Below are 19,010 nucleotides of genomic sequence, written 5' to 3'. Positions count from 1 at the left end.
CGTCCGTGCCCTCTCCGTACCGACTTCGTGACTCTGGGTGTGTCGAGCGTCGCGTGCTGGCACGGTGCGTATCAATGTCCGGCGCGTGCCAGTGGCCGCCTGTCACAGAGGGGGACGACGACCGTGACGACCAACGCCGCCCTGTTCGGCGAGCTGCTGCGCCACTTCCGCGAGGGGGCGCTGCTGACGCAGGAGGCCCTGGCGCGGGCGATCCCCTGCGATCGCTCGCTGGTGGCCCGCGTGGAGGCGGGAACACGGGTCCCCCAGGAGCCGTTCGCGAAGAAGTGCGACGAAGTGCTGTGCACGGGCGGGGCGTTGGGCCGTCTGTGGGGGCGCGTCGACTGGTATCCGCAGGTGGAGCATCCGGATTGGTTCGAGCGCAGGGCGAGGATGGACGCGGAGGCGGTCTCCCTGCGGGTGTATCAGACGCACGTCATGCCGGGCCTGCTGCAAACCCCTGACTACGCGGCGGCATTGTTCGCACGCCGTCTTCCGCAGGCCCACGACGTGGAGGACCGTGTCCGGGCCCGGCTCAGCCGCCAGCAGCGCTTCTACGCCGAGGGCGGACCGTACTACTTCGCGGTGCTGGACGAGACCTGCCTGCGCCACGTCGTGGGAGGGCGTGAGGTCATGCGGGAGCAGTGCGCGCATCTCCTGAGAGTGGGAGCCCTCGCCAACATTCGCATTCAGGTCGTCCCGTTGGGCCGCCCGGAGATCGACCGGCCCGACACCTCGCTGTCGTTGATCAGGCTTCCCGACGGACACGAGTGGGTCTACTCCGAGTCCCTGGACCGAGGCCACTTCAACGATGATCCAGCCGCTTTCCTGTCCCACAGCCAGACCTATGATGTGCTCAGGGCCGACTCACTGTCAGCCCCCGAGTCCGCCGCTCTGATCAGCGACGTGATGGAAGGGTACGAGCATCATGAGCCAGCCCGAACCGAGCGCGATCACCTGGATCAAGAGCAGCTACAGCGGAGCAAACGGCGGCGATTGCATCGAAGTCAGCCCCGATTGCCCCGCCGTCGTCCCCGTCCGTGACAGCAAGGTGGCCGACGGCCCGGTGATCGTCGTCGCGCGGAGCGCCTGGGCCGCGTTCGTGGAGGGCGTGTCGGCATGAGCGGCGGGATACTCGCCGCGACGACCTGGATCAAGAGCAGCTACAGCGGCGACAACGGCGGCAACTGCCTCGAAGTCGCCCCCGGATTCGTCTCCGTCGTCCCCGTCCGTGACAGCAAGGCGGCCGACGGCCCGGTGATCGTGGTCGCGCGAAGCGCCTGGGCCGCGTTCGTGGACGCCGTCAGCCTTCCGTAGGCTCCTCGCCCGACTCGCGGCGCTTCAGCTCGTCCTCGCGGCGGCGCAGGTCGGCCTCCCAGTCCTTGAGGAGCTTCTCCTCGTTCCTGGCCGTCTCGTCCTTCAGGGACTTCAGGAACTCGGGGTTGTCGTCCGGCGCCACCCACTCGGTCTGCCGGGCGCGCGGCGATCCGGCCGACGTCGCCCCGCCCACGGGCGCGTGCCGCACCTTTCCGGCGACCAGCCAGGCGACCGGGCCGACGAGCACCTCGCCGAAGAGCAGGATGATGATCACCCAGACCACCTTCGGCAGCCCGCGCACCTCCTCCTCGGGGGTGTTCAGGCAGTCGATGAAGGCGTAGATCCACAGCGCCAGGACCAGCAGGAACGGCAGATACCTGAGCATGGTGGCGGGCTCTCCCAGAACGCGGCGAGGGGGCGTGGGGCGGCCCCGGTGACGGGGTCAGGGTAGCGGGTGGCCGCCGTGCCGTTCCGGGGGACGACCCCGGCCCCCGGCAGAAAGGCAGGGGCGGGCGTCAGGGGAGCGCGGGCCCTCGGCGATACTGGGACACATGGCTTACGACGATCTTCGTTCCCTGCTCAGGGCACTGGAACGCGACGGCGACCTCAAGCGCGTCAAGGCCGAGGTCGATCCGTATCTGGAGGTCGGGGAGATCGTCGACCGGGTCCAGAAGTCCGGCGGCCCCGCGTTGCTCTTCGAGAACGTGAAGGGTTCGTCGATGCCCCTCGCGATGAACGTCTTCGGTACCGACCGGCGACTGCTGAAGGCCCTCGGGCTCACGTCGTACGCGGAGATCAGCGACAAGATCGGCGGCCTGCTGCGGCCCGAGCTGCCGCAGGGCTTCGTCGGCGTGCGCGAGGCGTTCGGCAAGCTCGGCTCGATGACGCACGTGCCGCCGAAGAAGGTGAAGGCCCAGGACGCCCCCGTCCAGGAGGTCGTCCTGCACGGCGACGACGTCGACCTCGACGCCCTGCCGGCGCTCTTCACCTGGCCCCAGGACGGCGGCTCCTTCTTCAACCTGGGGCTCACCCACACCAAGGACCCCGAGAGCGGCATCCGCAACCTCGGCCTGTACCGCCTCCAGCGCCACGACAAGCGCACGATCGGCATGCACTGGCAGATCCACAAGGACAGCCGCAACCACTACCAGGTGGCCGCGCGCAAGGGCGAGAAGCTCCCCGTCGCGATCGCCTTCGGCTGCCCGCCCGCCGTCACCTACGCCTCCACCGCGCCGCTGCCCGGCGACATCGACGAGTACCTGTTCGCCGGGTTCCTCGCGGGCAAGCGGATCGAGATGGTCGACTGCAAGACGGTGCCGTTGCAGGTGCCCGCGCAGGCGGAGGTCGTCATCGAGGGCTGGCTGGAGCCGGGCGAGATGCTCCCGGAGGGCCCCTTCGGCGACCACACCGGCTTCTACACCCCGCAGGAACCGTTCCCCGCGCTGACGATCGACTGCGTGACGATGCGGAAGCGGCCGCTGCTCCAGTCCATCGTGGTCGGCAGGCCGCCGACGGAGGACGGACCCCTGGGGCGGGCCACGGAGCGGTTCTTCCTGCCGCTGTTGAAGATCATCGTCCCGGACATCGTGGACTACCACCTGCCCGAGGCCGGCGGCTTCCACAACTGCGCCATCGTCTCGATCGACAAGAAGTACCCCAAGCACGCGCAGAAGGTCATGCACGCGGTCTGGGGGGCGCACATGATGTCGCTGACCAAGCTGATCGTGGTCGTCGACTCCGACTGCGACGTCCACGACCTGCACGAGGTCGCGTGGCGGGCGCTCGGCAACACCGACTACGCCCGCGACCTGTCGATCGTCGAAGGCCCCGTCGACCACCTCGACCACGCCTCCTACCAGCAGTTCTGGGGCGGCAAGGCGGGCATCGACGCGACGCGGAAGTGGCCCGAGGAGGGGTACACGCGGGACGGCGGCTGGCCGGAGATGGTGCTGTCCGACCCCGACACGGCGGCGAAGGTCGACCGCCGCTGGAAGGAGTACGGGCTGTGAGCTCCGCTTCCGCAGCGCTCCCGCAGCAGCCGGGACGCACCAAGGCCTTCCTGCGCCTGGTCATGATCGAGCACTCGGTGTTCGCGCTGCCCTTCGCCTACATCGCGGCGCTGACCGCGATGTTCGAGCTGGACGGGAACATCCACTGGGGCAGACTGCTGCTGGTCACCGTCTGCATGGTGGGCCTGCGCACCTTCGCCATGGCGGTCAACCGGATCATCGACCGCGAGATCGACGCCCGCAACCCGCGCACCGCGCAGCGCGAGCTGGTGACGGGCGCGATGTCCGTGCGGCACGCCTGGACCGGCGCGCTGATCGCCGTCGCCGTCTTCCTCGGCTCGGCGGCGTTGCTCAACCCGCTCTGCCTGGCGCTGGCCCCCGTCGCGGTGATCCCGATGGTGGTCTACCCCTACGGCAAGCGGTTCACGAACTTCCCGCAGGCCATCCTGGGCCTGGCCCAGGCGATGGGCCCGATCGGCGGCTGGCTGGCGATCACCGGCGAGTGGTCCTGGGACGCGGTGATACTGGGTCTCGCGGTGGGCGTCTGGATCGGCGGCTTCGACCTGATCTACGCCTGCCAGGACGTCGACACCGACCGGGAGACGGGCGTCCTGTCGGTCCCGGCCCGGTTCGGGATCCCGGCGGCGATCCGCGGCGCGCGCGTCTGCCACGCCGTGACGACCGCGCTGCTCGTCTGGTACGCGCTGGCCACCGGCGCCGGAGCGTTCTTCTGGCTGGGCCTCCTGATCGTCGCGGGCGCGTTCGTGTACGAGCACTCCATCGTGCGCCCGCACGACCTGTCCCGCCTGAACAGGGCTTTCTTCTCGACGAACGGGTTCATCGGCATCAGCCTGTTCGTCTGCGCGCTCGTCGACCTGCTGGTGCGTGGGCTCACGGTGTAGGGACAGGCCGTGGTCCGGTCCTGAAGACCTCCGTGCCCACCGGTACGCTCAAGGTGTGAACGCAGGAGAAACGCAGCGCGTGCCTTGGATCGTGGGGGTGTCCGGGGCGTCCGGTACGCCCTATGCCGCCGCCGTGCTGCGGGCCCTGCTCGCCGGGGGCGAGAGCGTCGACCTGGTGGTCAGCCGGGCCTCGCGGCTCACGCTGCTCGACGAGACGGGGATCTCCTTCCGGGACGCGCACTGGCGGGACGACCTGCGGGAATGGCTCGGGCGCGGGGCGGACGGCAAACCGGGCACGTTCGACGTCGACGTCAGCGGCGACCGGGTGCGGCACTGGGGCGCGGGGGATCTCGCCGCCGGTCCGTCGTCGGGGTCGTATCCCGTGCGCGGGATGCTGATCGTGCCCGCCTCGACCGCCTGTGTCGCCGGCGTCGCCCTGGGGCTCTCGAAGGACCTGCTCCAGCGGGCCGCGAGCGTCACCCTCAAGGAACGGCGGCCGCTGGTCGTGGCAGTCCGGGAGACCCCTCTGAGCGGCCAGACCCTGCGCCATCTGGTCGCGCTGGACGACGCCGGGGCGAGCGTCGTGCCCGCGTCCCCCGCGTTCTACGCGGGAGCCACCCACATCCAGGACCTGGTCGACTTCGTCGCCGGGCGCGTTCTCGACTCGGCGGGGGTCGCGCACGGGCTCTACCGCCGGTGGGACGGCGAGCTGGGCGGCGCGTCCGGGACCCGGGGGACCTGATCGCCGTCAGAGCGCGTCGCACGTCGCGCGTCGCACGCCGCAGTACCTCTCATCTCTTCAGGAACTCTGACCGGAAGGCTTCGATTCGCATGGACGCGGTGGACAGGCAGCTCATCCAGGCCCTGAGGGAGAACGGCCGGGCCTCCTACGCGGAGCTGGGACGCCTCGTCGGTCTGTCGGGACCCAGCGTCACCGACCGCATCAACCGGCTGGAGGCGGCCGGCGTCATCACCGGCTACCGCGCCACGGTGAACGCCGCCCAGCTCGGTCTCGGCGTCATCGCCCTCATCGGCATCTCCCTCTCCGACGCCGCCGACCACGAGGACGTGGCGGCCCGGCTGAAGGACCTCAGCGAGATCGAGGACTGCTGGTTCATCGCCGGCGACGACTCGTTCATGCTCAAGGTGCGGGCGACGGACGTCGACGGCCTGGAGAAGATCATCCGCCGGCTCAGCGGCACCAAGGGCGTCTCCCGGACCCGGACCACCATCGTGCTCTCCACCAAGTGGGAGAACCGCGTCGGGGAGCTGCCGGAAGAGGTGTAGCCGCGGGGACGTACGGTTGGTCGGGTGGTCAGGAGAGCCGTCGGGAAGCCGTCGGCAGGTCGTCGGTGAAAGGTGTGGGCATGGACGTCGGGCTCAAGCGCGAGCTGGAGGAGAAGGTCAGGACCGGTGAGCGGCTGACCCGTGAGGACGGCGTCGCGCTGTACGAGTCGGACGACCTGGCGTGGCTGGGCGGACTCGCGCACGAGGTGCGCACCCGCAAGAACGGCGACGTCGTGCACTTCAACGTCAACCGTCACCTCAACATGACGAACGTGTGCACGGCGTCCTGCGCGTACTGCTCCTTCCAGCGCAAGCCGGGGGAGAAGGACGCGTACACCATGCGCATCGAGGAGGCGGTGAAGCTCGCCAAGGCGATGGAGGGCGAGAACCTCACCGAGCTGCACATCGTCAACGGCCTGCACCCCAACCTGCCGTGGCGCTACTACCCGCGCTCGCTGCGGGAGCTGAAGGCGGCCCTGCCGAACGTCTCGCTCAAGGCGTTCACGGCGACGGAGATCCACCACTTCGAGACCATCAGCGGGCTCACGGCCTCGGAGATCCTGGACGAGCTGATCGACGCGGGCCTGGAGTCGCTGACCGGCGGCGGCGCGGAGATCTTCGACTGGGAGGTGCGTCAGCACATCGTGGACCACCGCACCCACTGGGAGGACTGGTCCCGCATCCACCGCCTGGCGCACGAGAAGGGGCTGAAGACCCCGGCCACCATGCTCTACGGCCACATCGAGGAGCCCCGCCACCGCGTCGACCACGTCCTGCGGCTGCGCGAGCTGCAGGACGAGACCAACGGCTTCCAGGTCTTCATCCCGCTGCGCTACCAGCACGACTTCGTGGACATGAAGGACGGCAAGGTCCGCAACCGGCTCCAGGCGCGCACCCAGATGGCGACCGGCGCCGAGGCCCTCAAGACCTTCGCGGTCTCGCGTCTGCTCTTCGACAACGTCCCGCACGTGAAGGTCTTCTGGGTCATGCACGGCGTCCAGACCGCACAGCTCGCGCTCCAGCACGGCGCGGACGACATGGACGGCTCGGTCGTCGAGTACAAGATCACGCACGACGCCGACAACTACGGCACGCCGAACAAGCTCACCCGCGAGGACCTGCTGGACCTGATCCGCGACGCGGGCTTCCGGCCGGTGGAGCGCAACACGCGCTACGAGATCATCCGCGAGTACGACGGACCGGACCCGGCCCGCCGTGATGCGCCGCAGCCCATGCGGGTCTGAAGGCGGGCCGAGCCGCCCTCGCGCGACTCGGCCGGTGAGGGGCGGGGTACTCAAGGACCCATGGCCGTCACGAAGGCCCCCGAGGACCGCTACACCGCCGAACCGTTCGTTCCCGGCCACGGCGGGCTGACCGCGCTGCGCGAGGCGGCGGCCCGCTGCCGGGGGTGCCCGCTGCACCGGGACGCCACGCAGACCGTGTTCGGGGCGGGCCCGGCCGACGCCGAACTCATGCTCGTCGGCGAACAGCCCGGCGACCAGGAGGACCGGCAGGGCGAACCGTTCGTCGGGCCCGCCGGCAAGCTGCTCGACCGGGCGCTGGCGGAGGCCGGGATCGATCCCGGCGAGGCGTACGTCACCAACGCCGTCAAGCGCTTCAAGTTCACACAGGCCGAGCCCCGCAAGCGCCGGATCCACAAAGCGCCCGGTCTTCGCGAGGCCGCCGCCTGCGGGCCGTGGCTCGCAGCCGAGCAGGCGATCGTCGAACCGAAGCTGATCGTGGTGCTGGGGGCCACGGCCGGGAAGGCGCTCCTCGGGTCCTCCTTCCGGGTCGGTCAGGTGCGGGGCACGGTGCCGGAGGAGGAGATCCACGGCCCGGCCGCAGCGGCTGGTGCCGACCGTCCATCCGTCGGCGGTCCTGCGCGCGGACGACCGCGAGGGCGCCTACCGGGGCTTCGTCCGGGATCTGAGAACAGCGGCACGACTCCTTTCGCAGCGCTCTCCGTAAGGGCTACCATCCCGATGTGTCCCTTACTTTCACGCTCGATCCCGCCGTCGGCCCGGTCCTGCGCGACGGCATTCTCGACCTGTGGACGGACGCCTCCAACGCGGGTGGAGCCATCGGCTTCGTGGCGCCGGTGGACCGCGAGACGGTCCGGCCGGAGCTGGTCAAGCACCTCGCGGCGATGGCCGAGGGCCGCCACCGGCTGCTCGTCGGGCAGGACGACGCCGGCGAGGTCGTGGCGGCGGCCTTCTTCTCCTTCAACACCCACCGGCTGCAGAGGCACTGGGTCTGGCTCTACACGGTGATGGTGCACCCCCGCCACCAGGGCCGGGGCTACGGCCGCGACCTGCTGGCGGCCGCCGCCGACGCGGCCCGCGGTTTCGAGGGCATCGACGCGATCCGCCTGTCCTGCCGCGGCGGACTGGGCCTGGAGCGCTTCTACGGCTCCTGCGGCTACAAGGAGGTCGGCCGGATCCCCGGAGCCATCCGGGTCGCCCCGGGCGACGACCGCGACGACGTCATCATGCTGCTCCCGCTGCGGTGACCCCGCGGGGGCGGATGCCTGACCGCCGTCCGGTCGTGCTTCACTGGACGACGGCCCCTTTTTGAATCGGAAGAGTGGATTGACATGCTCCGCTACACACTGATGCGTCTCGGTGTCTTCGCCGGCTGCTTCGTGGTCGTCTGGGGCCTCGTCTACTCCGGTGTCGTCCCGCGCGGCCTCGGCGACTCCAACCTCATGTGGATCCTGCTGCTCTCGCTGGTGATCTCCGCCCCGATCAGCTTCGTCGTGCTGCGCAAGGAGCGCGACCGCGCCTCGGCGACGGTCGTGGAGCGGGTCGACCGGATGAAGGCCAACCTGGACGCCGACCGGTCCCAGGAGGACGCCGCGGTCGACGCGGCCACCCCCGCCCAGGACCGGGCGCAGACCTCCTAGTACTGCCTGGTGCTGCACCCCTGCCAGGGTCCGCCCCTGCCGTCCGTCTTCCTGGCCTCCACCGCCGCGGTCTTGACCTCAAGTGCCCTTGAGGTTGCACGGTGATCCGCATGGACACCCGAATCGCGGACGTCAAAGCAATCGAAGAGGTCGTGGCCGCCGTCGAGCGCACCCAGCGCGCCAGGGACGTGGAGGGCTTCCTCGCGCTGTTCCACCCCGACGCTCTGTGGACCACCGCCCACGGCAAGGTGCTCGTCGGCCTCGACGCGATCGCCGAGTTCACCCGCGCCGTACTGCCCGGCGCGACCTGGGACGGCGAGGTCACCTACGAGGCGGTGCACACCCGGTTCCTGCGGCCCGACGTGGCCGCCGTCAAGGTCCGCCAGGCCTACCGCTCGGCGGCGGGCGACACGGAGGGCACCCCGCTCTACGTCATGACCAGGCAGGACGACGGGCGGTGGCTGCTGCACGCCTGCCAGAACACCGAAGTGCGGCCGTAGCGCCCGCGGCCCCGGCCCTTCGGCTCCCGTCGAGGCGGGGGCCGGGTTCGCCGTGCCTGGTTACGCTGTGCCCATGGGTGCCGTGAAGACCAAGCGGATGCCGCGTGCGGTCCGTGAGCAGCAGATGCTGGACGCCGCCGTGGAGACCTTCGGCCGCCGCGGGTACATGGCCGCGTCGATGGACGAGATCGCCGAACTCGCGGGCGTGTCAAAGCCGTTGGTGTACCTGTACCTGAACTCCAAGGAAGACCTCTTCACCGCCTGCATCCGGCGCGAGGCCAAGTCGCTCGTAGAGGCGGTCCGGGCCGGCGTCCGCACGGACCTGCCCGCCGACCGCCAACTCTGGGCCGGGCTGCGGGCGTTCTTCGCGCACACCGCGCAGCACCCGTACGCCTGGTCCGTCCTGCACCTCCAGGCCCGCACCCACGGCGAGCCGTTCGCCGCCGAGGTCGCGGCGATGCGCGAGGAGATCGTCGCGTTCGTGACGCAGCTCATCGTGGTCGCGGCCCGGGAGGCCCTCCCCCACCCTCGGCTTCGCTCGTGCGGGGGGACCCCCACGGCCCCCGACCTTGCCGAGCGCGAGGTCGCCGGACTCGCCGAGGCCCTGGTGGGCGCCGCCGAGTCGCTCGCCGCCTGGGCCAACGCCACGGCGGGCGTCACCTCCCGCCAGGCGGCCGCCACCCTCATGAACTTCGCCTGGTCGGGCCTCGGCGACCTGATGAACGGCCGCCCCTGGTCCCCACCGCCGGACTGAGCGGGACCGCCTCCCGCACACCGCCCCCGAGGACCTGGACGGGGACGGTGTGCGGGACGGGGACGGGGGGGGGACAGCGGGGACGGGACGGAGGTGAGGCCGGGGCGGGTCCCGGGCGGGCCCTAGACGGGGCGGGACCCGGTGGCGGCGTCGCCGAGCGGCTCCACCCGGCCGCTCACGTGGACCCGTCCCGTCTCTCCCGTTCCGCGCAGCTCGAAGCGGCCGGCGTCCGCCGCGTGGACGACCGTGCCCGGCAGCAGCACCGGGGCCCGGAACTCCGCGCGCACGCGCACCGCCGGGGGCGTCCTGTGGGCGGCGAGGCAGCGGGCCACGGTCCACATGCCGTGGGCGATGGCCCGGGGGAAGCCGAAGAGGCGGGCGGTGAGCGCGTGCAGGTGGATCGGGTTGCGGTCGCCGGACGCCGAGCCGTAACGCCGTCCCACGTCACCGGCGAGCCGCCACTCGTCGAGCCCGGGAAGCGGACCGGGCTCCGACGGGCGTGTGGTGTCCGCCGGCCGGTCGTCGGCGGGGGCGGGCCCGGTGCGGTGGCGGGCCAGGTAGGTGCTCGTGGACGTCCACGCCGGCTCGTCGTCGGCGTCGGGCCCGTCACCCGTGCCGTGCTCCGGGCAGGCTCTCAGCTCCGTGACGACGACCGCCTCCGTCCCCTTGCGGTGCGCCGCCAACCGGTCCACGTACACGGTGAGTTCGTAGGTCCCGGTGGCCGCGAGCGCCGTGCGGCGGGTGATCTCGATCGAGGTGTGGACGAGGCCGAGCAGCGGGAGGGGGAAGTCCCGGCCGCCCATGATGCGCATGGCCATCGGGAAGCCCAGGACATGGGGATAGGTGAGCGGCAGCGCGTCCTCGCCGGTCGGGAAGGCGCAGACCCGCTCGTAGGCGGCGAGCCGGGCCAGGTCCACGCGCAGGCCGGGCAGGACGAGACGGTCGCCCGCGCCGGGAAGGGCGAGGCCGGGCCGGGGCCGCTTGAGGGGGGAGCGCAGCGCCCCGAGGGCGAGCAGCGGGCCGAGGGCCGGAGACGAGGTCAGGACCGTCCGCCGGGGGGAGGACGGAGCGGGCGGCGTCGCAGCGATGCCGGGCGTCGAGAGCGCCCGGGGGACCGGCGAGGCAGCCCCTGAGGGAGCGGGCTCCGACCGGGGCGGCTCCGACGGCTTCGGCGCGGCGGGCTCCGACGGCTTAGGCGCGGCGGCTTCCGACGGGGCCGGGGTCGGTGGGGCCGGGGCGGGCGTCGGCTGCGGCGGGTTCGGGTTCGGGTTCGGGTTCGGGTCCGGGGCCGGGTCCGGGGTCTGCTTCGGCGGTGTGGGCGGGTCCGGTGTGGTCATCACGCCCCCAGCAGGCTCTGGCCGCACACCCGCACGACCTGTCCGTTCACCGCGCCGGACGCGGGGTGCGCGAGCCACGCGGTCGTCTCGGCCACGTCGACGGGCAGGCCGCCCTGAGCGAGGGAGTTCATCCGGCGGCCCGCCTCGCGGATGAACAGCGGCACCGCGGCCGTCATCCTCGTCTCGATGAAGCCCGGGGCCACCGCGTTCACCGTGACGCCGTGCTCGGCGAGCGCGCACGGCGCGAGGGAGCGGACCAGACCGGCGATCCCCGCCTTGCTCGCGCCGTAGTTCGTCTGCCCGGCGTTGCCGGCGAGTCCGGCGATGGAGGCCGTGGCCACGATCCGCCCGCCCCGGCGCAGGGCCCCCGCGGCGAGCAGGGCGTCCGTCGTGCGCAGCACGCTCGCCAGGTTGACGTCCAGCACCGGACTCCAGCGCTCGGCGGGCATGTTGACCAGCCGTCGGTCCCGGGTGATGCCCGCGTTGTGGATCAGCACGTCGAGTCCGCCGGGGAGTTCGGCGGCGATCCGCTCGCCCGCGTCGACGGCGGTGATGTCGAGGGCGAGCGCGGTTCCCCCCAGTTCTCCGGCCACCCGCCGGGCGTCGTCCTGGGCCTGCGGCACGTCCAGGACGACGACATGGGCCCCGTCGCGTGCCAGCGTCCGCGCGACGGCCTCGCCGATGCCGCGCGCGCCGCCGGTGACGAGCGCGGTGCGGCCGGCCAGGGGGAGCGACCAGTCGACGGGGGCCCCGGACCCGTCGGCCGTCACCGTGATCACCTGACCGCTGACGTACGCGGACCTGGGGGAGAGGAGGAAGCGCAGGGTGGACTCGGCGGCGTCCGCGTCGGTCAGTCTGAGCAGGTTCACCGTCCTGCCGCGGCCGATCTCCTTGCCGAGGGAGCGCACGAACCCCTCCAGGGCCTGCTGCGCGGCCGCCCGGTGATGGTCGGGCCCGTCCTCCAGGGGCGAGCCGAGCACCACGACCCGTCCGCTCGCCGCGACCGACCGCACGACCGGATGCAGGGCCGCGTGGACCTCGGCGAGCGAGTCGACGTCATGGACGCCGGTGGCGTCGAGGACGACGGCTGCGACGCCGGGGTCCGCCGGGTCCGCGGCGGGGCCGGGGTGCGCGGGGCCGGCCAGGGGGAGCCCGGTGCGGGCGAGGACCGGCGCGAGGTCGCAGACGGCGGTCTCGCCGGCCGTAAGGTGAAGCAAGACGCCGGGGAGGCAGGGCTGTTCGGGCGACCAGCGTCTGAGCGCCGCCGGCTGGGGAAGGCCCAGCCGCCGGGCGAGGAACCGGCCGGGGGCGGTGGCGGTGAGGCTCAGATAACGGTCGGCCATGTTCGTCTCGTCTCCCACGGGCTTGACGCACAGGAAAATTTACTTACTCCGGAGTAAGGTTACCGGCGGTAAGTCTAGGTCAAGGGTGAGGAGCAGGTCGAGATGAGTACCTCGGAGCCGTCGAAGGTGACCTATCTGAGAGGGGCCCGCAAGAGCCCCCTGGAACCCCCGCGCGCCCGTCGGGTGGCGATCGTCGGCGGCTCCCGCATTCCGTTCGCCCGCTCCGACGGCCCTTACGCCACCGCCTCCAACCAGGACATGCTGACGGCGGCCGTCAACGGGCTCGTGAACCGGTACGCGCTCGACGTGCCCGGCGTCGTGGGCGAGTTCGTCGCCGGGGCCGTCCTCAAGCACAGCCGGGACTTCAACCTGGCCCGCGAGACCGTCCTCGGCTCGAAGCTCGACCCCCGCACCCCCGCCTACGACGTCCAGCAGGCCTGCGGCACCGGTCTGCAGGCCGTGATAGCCGCCGCCAACAAGATCGCCCTCGGTCAGACCGAATCCGCGATCGCGGGCGGCGCGGACACCGCGAGCGACGCCCCCCTCGGCGTGAACGACCGGCTGCGCCGCATCCTCCTGGAGGCCCGCCGGGCGAAGTCCACCGGGGACCGCCTCAAGGCGCTCGCGCAGATCCGCCCCTCCCACCTGGTCCCCGAGATCCCGCGCAACGCCGAACCGCGCACCGGCCTGTCCATGGGCGAGCACGCGGCGGTCACCGCCCGCGCCTGGGGCGTCGGGCGCGAGGCCCAGGACGAACTGGCGGCTGCCAGCCACCAGCGGCTCGCCGCCGCGTACGAGCGCGGGTTCTTCGGCGACCTGGTGGTCCCGTTCCGCGACCTGACCCGCGACCAGAACCTGCGCCCCGGCTCGACCGTCGAGCAACTGGCACGCCTGAAGCCGGTGTTCGGGACCGACGGGCCCGAGCCGACCATGACGGCGGGCAACTCGACCCCGCTGACGGACGGTTCGGCGGTCGTCCTGCTCGCCTCGGAGGAGTGGGCCGAGGCGCGCGGTCTGGAGCCGCTCGCTTACCTGACCGCGTACGAGACGGCGGCCGTGGACTTCGTGCGCGGCGATGCGGCCGGGGGTGAGGACGGCCTGCTGATGGCCCCCGCGTACGCGGTCCCGCGCATGCTGGCGCGAGCCGGCCTGGGCATCGAGGACTTCGACCTGGTCGAGGTGCACGAGGCGTTCGCCTCCCAGGTGCTGGCCACTCTCGCGGCCTGGGAGAAGCAGGGTCTGGCCCCGGTGGACCGGGACAAGCTGAACGTGGCCGGCTCCTCCCTCGCCACCGGCCATCCCTTCGCGGCCACCGGAGCCCGCATCACGGCGACGCTCGCCAAGCTCCTCGCCGAACAGGGCGGCCCCGCACGCGGACTGATCTCGATCTGCGCGGCGGGCGGACAGGGCGTCACCGCGATTCTGGAGCGAACGTGAACGTCCCTCACATCACCCCCGAGGTTGCACAGCCCCGACCCCGGAACATCCCGGAACACGCACAAGCCCCACACCTGCGGGCCGTACGATCTCCTGCCTAACCGGTGGTAACCATCGTCTTGGCGGGCATCCCGGTTGAACGCGTCGGTGCGCGAAGCACGTACGTCATGCAGCAAGCAGTTTCGTCGCTGCACGCCCAGGGAGCCGCCCGTGTCCACCCCGTCCTCAGCCGCCGGCGCGGCCTTCGCCGACTTCGACGCTCCCCCGGCCCTCGTGGTCCCCGAGACGCGCAGGCTGGACGGCGCGGTGCGGGAGGCGTCCGTACCGGCCCTGGCGCGCCCGGTGACCTACGGCTCGCTCGCCGACCTGCCCTACGACAACGCGGCCACCGCACCCGACGCCGTCGTCCTCAGCCGCAAGGGACCGGACGGCGACTGGACGGACATCACGGCGGCAGGCTTCGCCGCCCAGGTCCACGCGGCGGCCAAGGGGCTGATAGCGGAGGGGCTGGTCCCCGGCGACCGGCTCGCCATCATGGCCCGCACCACCTACGAGTGGACGCTGCTCGACTTCGCGGCCTGGGCGGCGGGCCTGGTCACCGTCCCCATCTACCCGACCTCCTCGACCTTCCAGACCCGTTGGATCCTCCAGGACTCCGGCGCGGCCGCGCTGGTCACCGAGACGGCCGGCCAGGCGGCCGCCCTGGGCCCCGAACTCGACCGGCTGCCCGACCTGCGCCACCTGTGGGTCATGGGCAAGGGCCATGTGGACCGGCTGATCGAGGCGGGCGAGCGGGTCCCGGACGCCGAGGTCGAGATCCGCCGGGGCATGCTGGTCCCCGACACGCTCGCGACCCTCATCTACACCTCCGGCACCACCGGCCGCCCCAAGGGTTGCGCGCTCACCCACGGCAACTTCTTCGCCGAGGTCGACAACGCGATCGAGCTCCTCTACCCGGTCTTCAAGTCGAAGGACGACGAGCTCTCCGTCCTGCTCTTCCTCCCCATGTCCCACGTCTTCGGCCGGATGGTCGCGATCGCGTGCGTCCGGGCCCGCGTCCGTCTCGGCCACGCCCCGAGCATCAAGTCCGAGGACCTCCTGCCGGATCTGGCGGCCTTCAGACCCACCTGCCTCCTGGCCATTCCGTACATGCTGGAGAAGGTCTTCAACACGGCCCGCGCCAAGGCGGAGGCGAGCGGCCGGGTGTCGTCCTTCGACCGCGCGGTCGGCGTGGCCCGCCGCTACGGCGAGGCGGTCGAGGCGCACAAGACCGGGACCGGATCCGGCCCTGCCGCCACGCTGCGGGCGGCCCGCGCGTTCTACGACCCGCTCGTCTACCGCCGAATCCGCAACGCCATGGGCGGGCGGGTGCGGCACGCCATCTGCGGCGGCTCCCCGCTGGGCCGCCGCCTCTCCTCGTTCTACCTCGGCGCGGGCATCGAGATCTACGAGGGCTACGGCCTCACCGAGACGACGGCCGCGACCACGGTGACGCCGCCGATGAAACCCCGTCTGGGCACGGTGGGCTGGCCCCTGCCCGGCACCAGGATCCGCATCGCGTCGGACGGCGAGATCCTCGTGGCCGGCGAGCACGTCCTGCGCGGCTACTGGGACCCGTCGGCCGGCGGAGTCGTCCCCGCGGCCCCCGACGGCTGGCTGGCCACCGGCGACCTCGGCGAGCTGGACGACCAGGGCTATCTGACGATCACCGGCCGCAAGAAGGAGATGATCATCACGGCCGGCGGCAAGAGCGTCGCCCCCGCGCCCCTGGAGAACTGGCTGCGCTCGCACCCCCTGATCTCCCAGGCCATGGTCCTCGGCGACGGCCGTCCCTACGTCACCGCCCTGCTCACCCTCGACCCCGACGGTCTCACCCACTGGCGTCAGATGCACGGCAGGCACCCGGTCCCCGCGGAGCTGCTCATCGACGACCCGGACCTCAACGCCGTGCTCCAGCGCGCCGTGGACGAGGCCAACAAACTGGTCTCCCGCCCCGAGTCGATCCGCCGCTTCGCCATCCTGCCGACCGACTTCTCCGAACACGCCGGCCACCTCACCCCCTCGATGAAACTGCGCCGCGAGACGATCATGCGCGACTTCGCGGACCAGGTGGAGGGCCTGTACCCGGGGTGAGCGCAGGGCCGCCACCCGGGGTACGGGGTAAAGGGATGGCGGGGCGCGGCCGGTCCCGGGAAGCATGCGGACCGTGAACGGCATCGAGTTCTTCCACTACCCCTTCGACGGCGGCCCGTCGCTCGCCTGGGGCGTCCGCGTCGACGGCGTCGACCTGCGCGCCCACACGGCCTGGGCGACGCGCGAGCTGTGGCGTCCGGAGCTGGAGGACCAGTTCGAGGACCAGGAGCGCGAGTCGGCCGAACTGATCTGGCGGCAGCACGACGGCCTGGCCGTCGTGGACGTCGCCGAACCGCCGTTCCTGCGCACGGCGGGCCGGATCCCCCTCCTCGGCTGCCCCTGCGGCATCCCCCGGTGCTGGCCCCTCACGGCACGGGTGGAGACGTCTCCCGTGACGGTCACATGGTCCGCCTTCCGCCAGACCGAACGCGAGCGGTGGGGCGACCTGCCGGTCGGCCCGTTCGTCTTCGGCCGAACGGCGTACGAGGCGGCCCTCAGCTCGCCGGCGGCCCTCACCGCGGACCCGCCGGCCCCGGTCCCTGCCGGGCTCGGAGTGTGAGGGGAGCGGCGGACGACCGGGCGTGAGGGGGAGGGGCGGGGCGGGCTGCGGGCGGCGTGCCAGGGGCGGCGGGACGTGTGTGCGTGGGGGCGACGGGCGTGTGGCGGGCGACGGGCGTGTGGCGGGCGACGGGGGTGTGGGAGGCGATGCGCTGACGCCGGCGGGTCGTCGTTGTACGTGCCCGGCACCCGCCGAGCCGGTCAGGCGCTCGGCCGGCGGGCGATCAGAAAGGCCTGGGGGACCTTTTCGGCGAGGTCGGCGTCCGGTTCCCGCACCGTGCGGGACAGCATCGCGAAACCGGCTCCGGCCAGCAGCTTCTCCATCTGTTCGGGGCGGCGGCGCTCGAAGTCGAGGGTGACCGGGCGGCCCCAGGGGTGCTCGTGGCGGCGGGGCTCGTCGCCGACCTGGAAGGCCAGCAGCAGATGACCGCCGGGGGCCAGGACGCGGTGGAGCTCGGCGAAGAGGGCCGGCAGCTCGTCCATAGGGGTGTGGATGGTGGAGTAGAAGGAGACGGCCCCGGCGAGAGCCCCGTCGGGGAAGTCCAGCTCCAGCATCGAGCCGTGCTCGAAGCGGATCCCCGGGTTCTCGCGCCGGGCGATCGCCAGCATCGACTCCGACAGGTCGAGCCCGGACACGTCGAGCCCGAGCGAGGCGAGGCGTCGGGTGGTCCGGCCGGGCCCGCACCCCAGGTCGGCCACCCGGCCGCCGGCCCCGACGAGCTCGGCGTACACGGCGAGCAGGGCCCGCTCCAGCGGCCTGGAGACGAGCTCCTCACGGAAGTGCTCGGCGTAGTCCTCGGCGACGGCGTCGTAGAAGACGCGGGTGGCGGTGAGGAAGGCGGGGGCGGGGCCCGGGGCTCCGGACGGCGACGCGGTGATGTCGGTCATGGGCGGGGAGCCTAGGAGCTGTCACCGACGGCGGGGGCGGTTCCCGGCCACCGTCCGCCGCGTCCGCGCCGTCCGGCGCCCCGGCAGCGGGCGGGCGGGACAAGGCAGGAGCCCCGTGCCGAAAGGCACAGGGCTCCTTGGGTACTGCTCTCAGAGACTTGCGATCTCAGGGTGTGAAGATCAGACGGGGGTGACGTTCTCCGCCTGAGGACCCTTCGGGCCCTGCGTCACGTCGAAGGAAACCTGCTGGTTCTCCTCGAGCGAACGGAAACCCTGCGCGTTGATCGCGGAGTAGTGGACGAAGACGTCGGGGCCGCCGCCTTCCTGGGCGATGAAGCCAAAGCCCTTTTCGGCGTTGAACCACTTCACGGTTCCGGTAGCCATAAGCCCTCCTTGGGCCCAAAGGGTTGCCCTGCTCCAGAACCCTGCAAGCGTGAAAGCAAGTGCCGCACAACTGCATACGTCTGAAAACGACGAGAGCCCGCGGTTACATGCTCCGCAGGCTCTGTACTGCAAGGGAAACCAAACTGCAACTTGCGGCGAGCCTAGCATGCAGGCACCCGAAAGCAATAGAGGTCAAGATCACGTCACCCGGATGTTTGAAGATCCCGGAAAGAGGTTGACTCGGGGGTGGAGTCCCGAGCGTACTCGAAGGGGTCTAGCCTCGCGATGTGGACAATTCTCGCACCCGGCCGCGCGTCGGCCACATCCAGTTCCTCAACTGCCTGCCCCTCTACTGGGGGCTCGCGAGAACCGGCACCCTCCTCGACTTCGAACTCACCAAGGACACTCCGGAGAAGCTCAGCGAGAGGCTGGTGCGCGGCGAGCTGGACATCGGGCCCGTCACCCTCGTCGAGTTCCTCAAGAACGCCGACGACCTCGTGGCGTTCCCCGACATCGCCGTCGGCTGCGACGGCCCGGTGATGTCCTGCGTGATCGTCAGCCAGGTCCCGCTGGAGGAGCTGGACGGCGCGCGGGTCGCCCTCGGCTCCACCTCCCGCACCTCGGTGCGCCTGGCACAGCTCCTGCTGGCGGATCGTTTCGGCGTCCGGCCCGAGTACTACACCTGCCCGCCCGACCTCAGCCTGATGATGCAGGAGGCCGAGGCCGCCGTCCTCATCGGCGACGCGGCCCTGCGCGCCAACCTGCTCGACGGACCCCGGTTCGGCCTGGAGGTCCACGACCTCGGCGCGCTGTGGAAGGAGTGGACCGGCCTGCCCTTCGTCTTCGCCGTGTGGGCGGCCCGGCGCGAGTACCTGGAGCGCGAGCCCGCCATCACCCGCCAGGTCCACCAGGCCTTCCTCGACTCCCGCAACCTCTCCCTGGACGAGGTCGGCAAGGTCGCGGAGCAGGCGGCCCGCTGGGAGGAGTTCGACGAGCAGGTCCTGGAGCAGTACTTCACCACCCTGGACTTCCGCTTCGGCCCGGCCCAGCTGGCGGCCGTGACCGAGTTCGCCCGCCGCGTCGGTCCCACGACGGGATTCCCGGCGGACGTCAGGGTGGAACTGCTCCAGCCCGGTTCTGCGTAGTCTGCTGCACAGCCCGTGAGCACGGAATCCGGCCACGGGTCGCGACTCGCGGCCGACGTGGCCCGCGGGTCCTGACGGGTCCTCACGGGTCCTCACAGGTCCTCACGGGGGAGGGGT

21 protein-coding genes and 1 pseudogene are annotated in these 19,010 nt (G+C 71.7%); 17 read left to right on the top strand and 5 right to left on the bottom strand.

Going from position 1 to position 19,010, the window contains the following annotated elements:
* Positions 1-123: 123 nt before the first annotated feature.
* Genes IE239_RS29195 through IE239_RS29190 form a run of 3 tightly spaced genes read left to right on the top strand, consistent with a single transcriptional unit; the run spans position 124 to position 1,314 of the window.
* Positions 124-1,041, top strand: a complete 918-nt coding sequence (locus IE239_RS29195; RefSeq protein ID WP_229878379.1) for a helix-turn-helix domain-containing protein — start codon at positions 124-126, stop codon at positions 1,039-1,041.
* On the top strand, positions 998-1,120 hold the full coding sequence (locus IE239_RS42445) for a DUF397 domain-containing protein (protein WP_229878383.1): 123 nt from the start codon (positions 998-1,000) through the stop codon (positions 1,118-1,120). The genes IE239_RS29195 and IE239_RS42445 overlap by 44 nt, the downstream gene beginning before the upstream one ends.
* Positions 1,117-1,314: a DUF397 domain-containing protein gene (locus tag IE239_RS29190; protein WP_190152406.1), complete on the top strand. Its 198-nt coding sequence runs from the start codon at positions 1,117-1,119 to the stop codon at positions 1,312-1,314. Before IE239_RS42445 ends, IE239_RS29190 begins: the two co-directional genes overlap by 4 nt.
* On the opposite strand, the gene IE239_RS29185 is transcribed toward IE239_RS29190, so the two are convergent.
* Entirely contained in the window at positions 1,301-1,699 is a 399-nt protein-coding gene (locus tag IE239_RS29185; RefSeq protein WP_190152405.1) for a PLD nuclease N-terminal domain-containing protein, read from the bottom strand. The genes IE239_RS29190 and IE239_RS29185 overlap by 14 nt on opposite strands.
* Positions 1,700-1,865: 166 nt before the next feature.
* Between IE239_RS29185 and IE239_RS29180 the strand changes: the two genes are divergently transcribed.
* The 10 genes and pseudogenes from IE239_RS29180 (at position 1,866) to IE239_RS29135 (ending at position 9,668) form a co-directional block, all read left to right on the top strand.
* Positions 1,866-3,323, top strand: a complete 1,458-nt coding sequence (locus IE239_RS29180; RefSeq protein WP_190152404.1) for a menaquinone biosynthesis decarboxylase — start codon at positions 1,866-1,868, stop codon at positions 3,321-3,323.
* Positions 3,320-4,225, top strand: coding sequence for a menaquinone biosynthesis prenyltransferase MqnP (gene mqnP / locus IE239_RS29175; protein ID WP_190152403.1), 906 nt, complete (start codon positions 3,320-3,322; stop codon positions 4,223-4,225). The genes IE239_RS29180 and mqnP overlap by 4 nt, the downstream gene beginning before the upstream one ends.
* A gap of 79 nt (positions 4,226-4,304) precedes the next feature.
* Positions 4,305-4,967 (top strand): UbiX family flavin prenyltransferase, encoded by a 663-nt coding sequence (locus IE239_RS29170; RefSeq protein WP_190152478.1) that lies wholly within the window; start codon positions 4,305-4,307, stop codon positions 4,965-4,967.
* Between the two features lie 89 nt (positions 4,968-5,056).
* Complete coding sequence (locus IE239_RS29165) at positions 5,057-5,512, top strand: Lrp/AsnC family transcriptional regulator (protein ID WP_057583651.1); 456 nt, start codon at positions 5,057-5,059, stop codon at positions 5,510-5,512.
* Between the two features lie 80 nt (positions 5,513-5,592).
* The gene (gene mqnE, locus IE239_RS29160; protein WP_190152402.1) at positions 5,593-6,756 is read left to right on the top strand and encodes an aminofutalosine synthase MqnE; all 1,164 of its coding nucleotides are present in this window, start codon (positions 5,593-5,595) and stop codon (positions 6,754-6,756) included.
* A gap of 60 nt (positions 6,757-6,816) precedes the next feature.
* Positions 6,817-7,480 (top strand): annotated as a pseudogene (locus IE239_RS29155) (UdgX family uracil-DNA binding protein).
* 16 nt (positions 7,481-7,496) lie between these two features.
* Entirely contained in the window at positions 7,497-8,021 is a 525-nt protein-coding gene (locus IE239_RS29150; RefSeq protein ID WP_190152401.1) for a GNAT family N-acetyltransferase, read from the top strand.
* Positions 8,022-8,105: 84 nt separating this feature from the next.
* The gene (locus tag IE239_RS29145) at positions 8,106-8,414 is read left to right on the top strand and encodes a DUF4229 domain-containing protein (protein WP_190152400.1); all 309 of its coding nucleotides are present in this window, start codon (positions 8,106-8,108) and stop codon (positions 8,412-8,414) included.
* 110 nt (positions 8,415-8,524) lie between these two features.
* Positions 8,525-8,914, top strand: a complete 390-nt coding sequence (locus tag IE239_RS29140; RefSeq protein WP_190152399.1) for an SgcJ/EcaC family oxidoreductase — start codon at positions 8,525-8,527, stop codon at positions 8,912-8,914.
* 73 nt (positions 8,915-8,987) lie between these two features.
* A complete protein-coding gene (locus IE239_RS29135) occupies positions 8,988-9,668 on the top strand; it encodes a TetR/AcrR family transcriptional regulator (protein WP_190152398.1) in 681 nt (226 codons plus the stop codon).
* A 122-nt stretch (positions 9,669-9,790) separates the two neighbouring features.
* Here the strand turns inward: IE239_RS29135 and IE239_RS29130 are convergent, their stop codons facing one another.
* Together IE239_RS29130 and IE239_RS29125 are read right to left on the bottom strand one after the other, a co-directional pair.
* Positions 9,791-10,756: a MaoC family dehydratase gene (locus IE239_RS29130; protein ID WP_190152477.1), complete on the bottom strand. Its 966-nt coding sequence runs from the start codon at positions 10,754-10,756 to the stop codon at positions 9,791-9,793.
* Positions 10,757-11,004: 248 nt separating this feature from the next.
* Complete coding sequence (locus IE239_RS29125) at positions 11,005-12,348, bottom strand: 3-oxoacyl-ACP reductase (RefSeq protein ID WP_190152476.1); 1,344 nt, start codon at positions 12,346-12,348, stop codon at positions 11,005-11,007.
* Positions 12,349-12,450: 102 nt separating this feature from the next.
* Between IE239_RS29125 and IE239_RS29120 the strand changes: the two genes are divergently transcribed.
* From IE239_RS29120 to IE239_RS29110, 3 genes are all read left to right on the top strand, one after another.
* Entirely contained in the window at positions 12,451-13,785 is a 1,335-nt protein-coding gene (locus IE239_RS29120; RefSeq protein WP_229878378.1) for an acetyl-CoA C-acetyltransferase, read from the top strand.
* Positions 13,786-13,995: 210 nt separating this feature from the next.
* Positions 13,996-15,918 (top strand): AMP-dependent synthetase/ligase, encoded by a 1,923-nt coding sequence (locus IE239_RS29115; protein ID WP_190152397.1) that lies wholly within the window; start codon positions 13,996-13,998, stop codon positions 15,916-15,918.
* A gap of 73 nt (positions 15,919-15,991) precedes the next feature.
* Positions 15,992-16,477, top strand: coding sequence for a hypothetical protein (locus tag IE239_RS29110; RefSeq protein WP_229878377.1), 486 nt, complete (start codon positions 15,992-15,994; stop codon positions 16,475-16,477).
* A 200-nt stretch (positions 16,478-16,677) separates the two neighbouring features.
* On the opposite strand, the gene IE239_RS29105 is transcribed toward IE239_RS29110, so the two are convergent.
* Both IE239_RS29105 and IE239_RS29100 read right to left on the bottom strand, forming a co-directional pair.
* Positions 16,678-17,364, bottom strand: coding sequence for a class I SAM-dependent DNA methyltransferase (locus tag IE239_RS29105; protein WP_190152395.1), 687 nt, complete (start codon positions 17,362-17,364; stop codon positions 16,678-16,680).
* A 180-nt stretch (positions 17,365-17,544) separates the two neighbouring features.
* Positions 17,545-17,748, bottom strand: coding sequence for a cold-shock protein (locus IE239_RS29100; protein ID WP_003974443.1), 204 nt, complete (start codon positions 17,746-17,748; stop codon positions 17,545-17,547).
* Positions 17,749-18,035: 287 nt separating this feature from the next.
* Between IE239_RS29100 and IE239_RS29095 the strand changes: the two genes are divergently transcribed.
* On the top strand, positions 18,036-18,893 hold the full coding sequence (locus IE239_RS29095; RefSeq protein WP_190152394.1) for a menaquinone biosynthetic enzyme MqnA/MqnD family protein: 858 nt from the start codon (positions 18,036-18,038) through the stop codon (positions 18,891-18,893).
* The last annotated feature ends 117 nt before the right edge of the window (positions 18,894-19,010 follow it).

Origin of the sequence: Streptomyces humidus, assembly GCF_014649655.1 — a bacterium.
Taxonomy (GTDB): Bacteria; Actinomycetota; Actinomycetes; order Streptomycetales; family Streptomycetaceae; genus Streptomyces; species Streptomyces humidus.
The sequence above is the reverse complement of the archived record's forward strand: the minus strand, read 5'-3'. Positions and strand labels throughout refer to the sequence as shown.

Bases quoted from the DNA above. Each gene is read 5' to 3' on its own strand.
- IE239_RS29190 (WP_190152406.1), top strand. From the start codon at position 1,117: ATGAGCGGCGGGATACTCGCCGCGACGACCTGGATCAAGAGCAGCTAC.
- IE239_RS29185 (WP_190152405.1), bottom strand. From the start codon at position 1,699: ATGCTCAGGTATCTGCCGTTCCTGCTGGTCCTGGCGCTGTGGATCTAC.
- IE239_RS29180 (WP_190152404.1), top strand. From the start codon at position 1,866: ATGGCTTACGACGATCTTCGTTCCCTGCTCAGGGCACTGGAACGCGAC.
- IE239_RS29165 (WP_057583651.1), top strand. From the start codon at position 5,057: ATGGACGCGGTGGACAGGCAGCTCATCCAGGCCCTGAGGGAGAACGGC.
- mqnE (WP_190152402.1), top strand. From the start codon at position 5,593: ATGGACGTCGGGCTCAAGCGCGAGCTGGAGGAGAAGGTCAGGACCGGT.
- IE239_RS29145 (WP_190152400.1), top strand. From the start codon at position 8,106: ATGCTCCGCTACACACTGATGCGTCTCGGTGTCTTCGCCGGCTGCTTC.
- IE239_RS29140 (WP_190152399.1), top strand. From the start codon at position 8,525: ATGGACACCCGAATCGCGGACGTCAAAGCAATCGAAGAGGTCGTGGCC.
- IE239_RS29135 (WP_190152398.1), top strand. From the start codon at position 8,988: ATGGGTGCCGTGAAGACCAAGCGGATGCCGCGTGCGGTCCGTGAGCAG.
- IE239_RS29125 (WP_190152476.1), bottom strand. From the start codon at position 12,348: ATGGCCGACCGTTATCTGAGCCTCACCGCCACCGCCCCCGGCCGGTTC.
- IE239_RS29120 (WP_229878378.1), top strand. From the start codon at position 12,451: ATGAGTACCTCGGAGCCGTCGAAGGTGACCTATCTGAGAGGGGCCCGC.
- IE239_RS29105 (WP_190152395.1), bottom strand. From the start codon at position 17,364: ATGACCGACATCACCGCGTCGCCGTCCGGAGCCCCGGGCCCCGCCCCC.
- IE239_RS29100 (WP_003974443.1), bottom strand. From the start codon at position 17,748: ATGGCTACCGGAACCGTGAAGTGGTTCAACGCCGAAAAGGGCTTTGGC.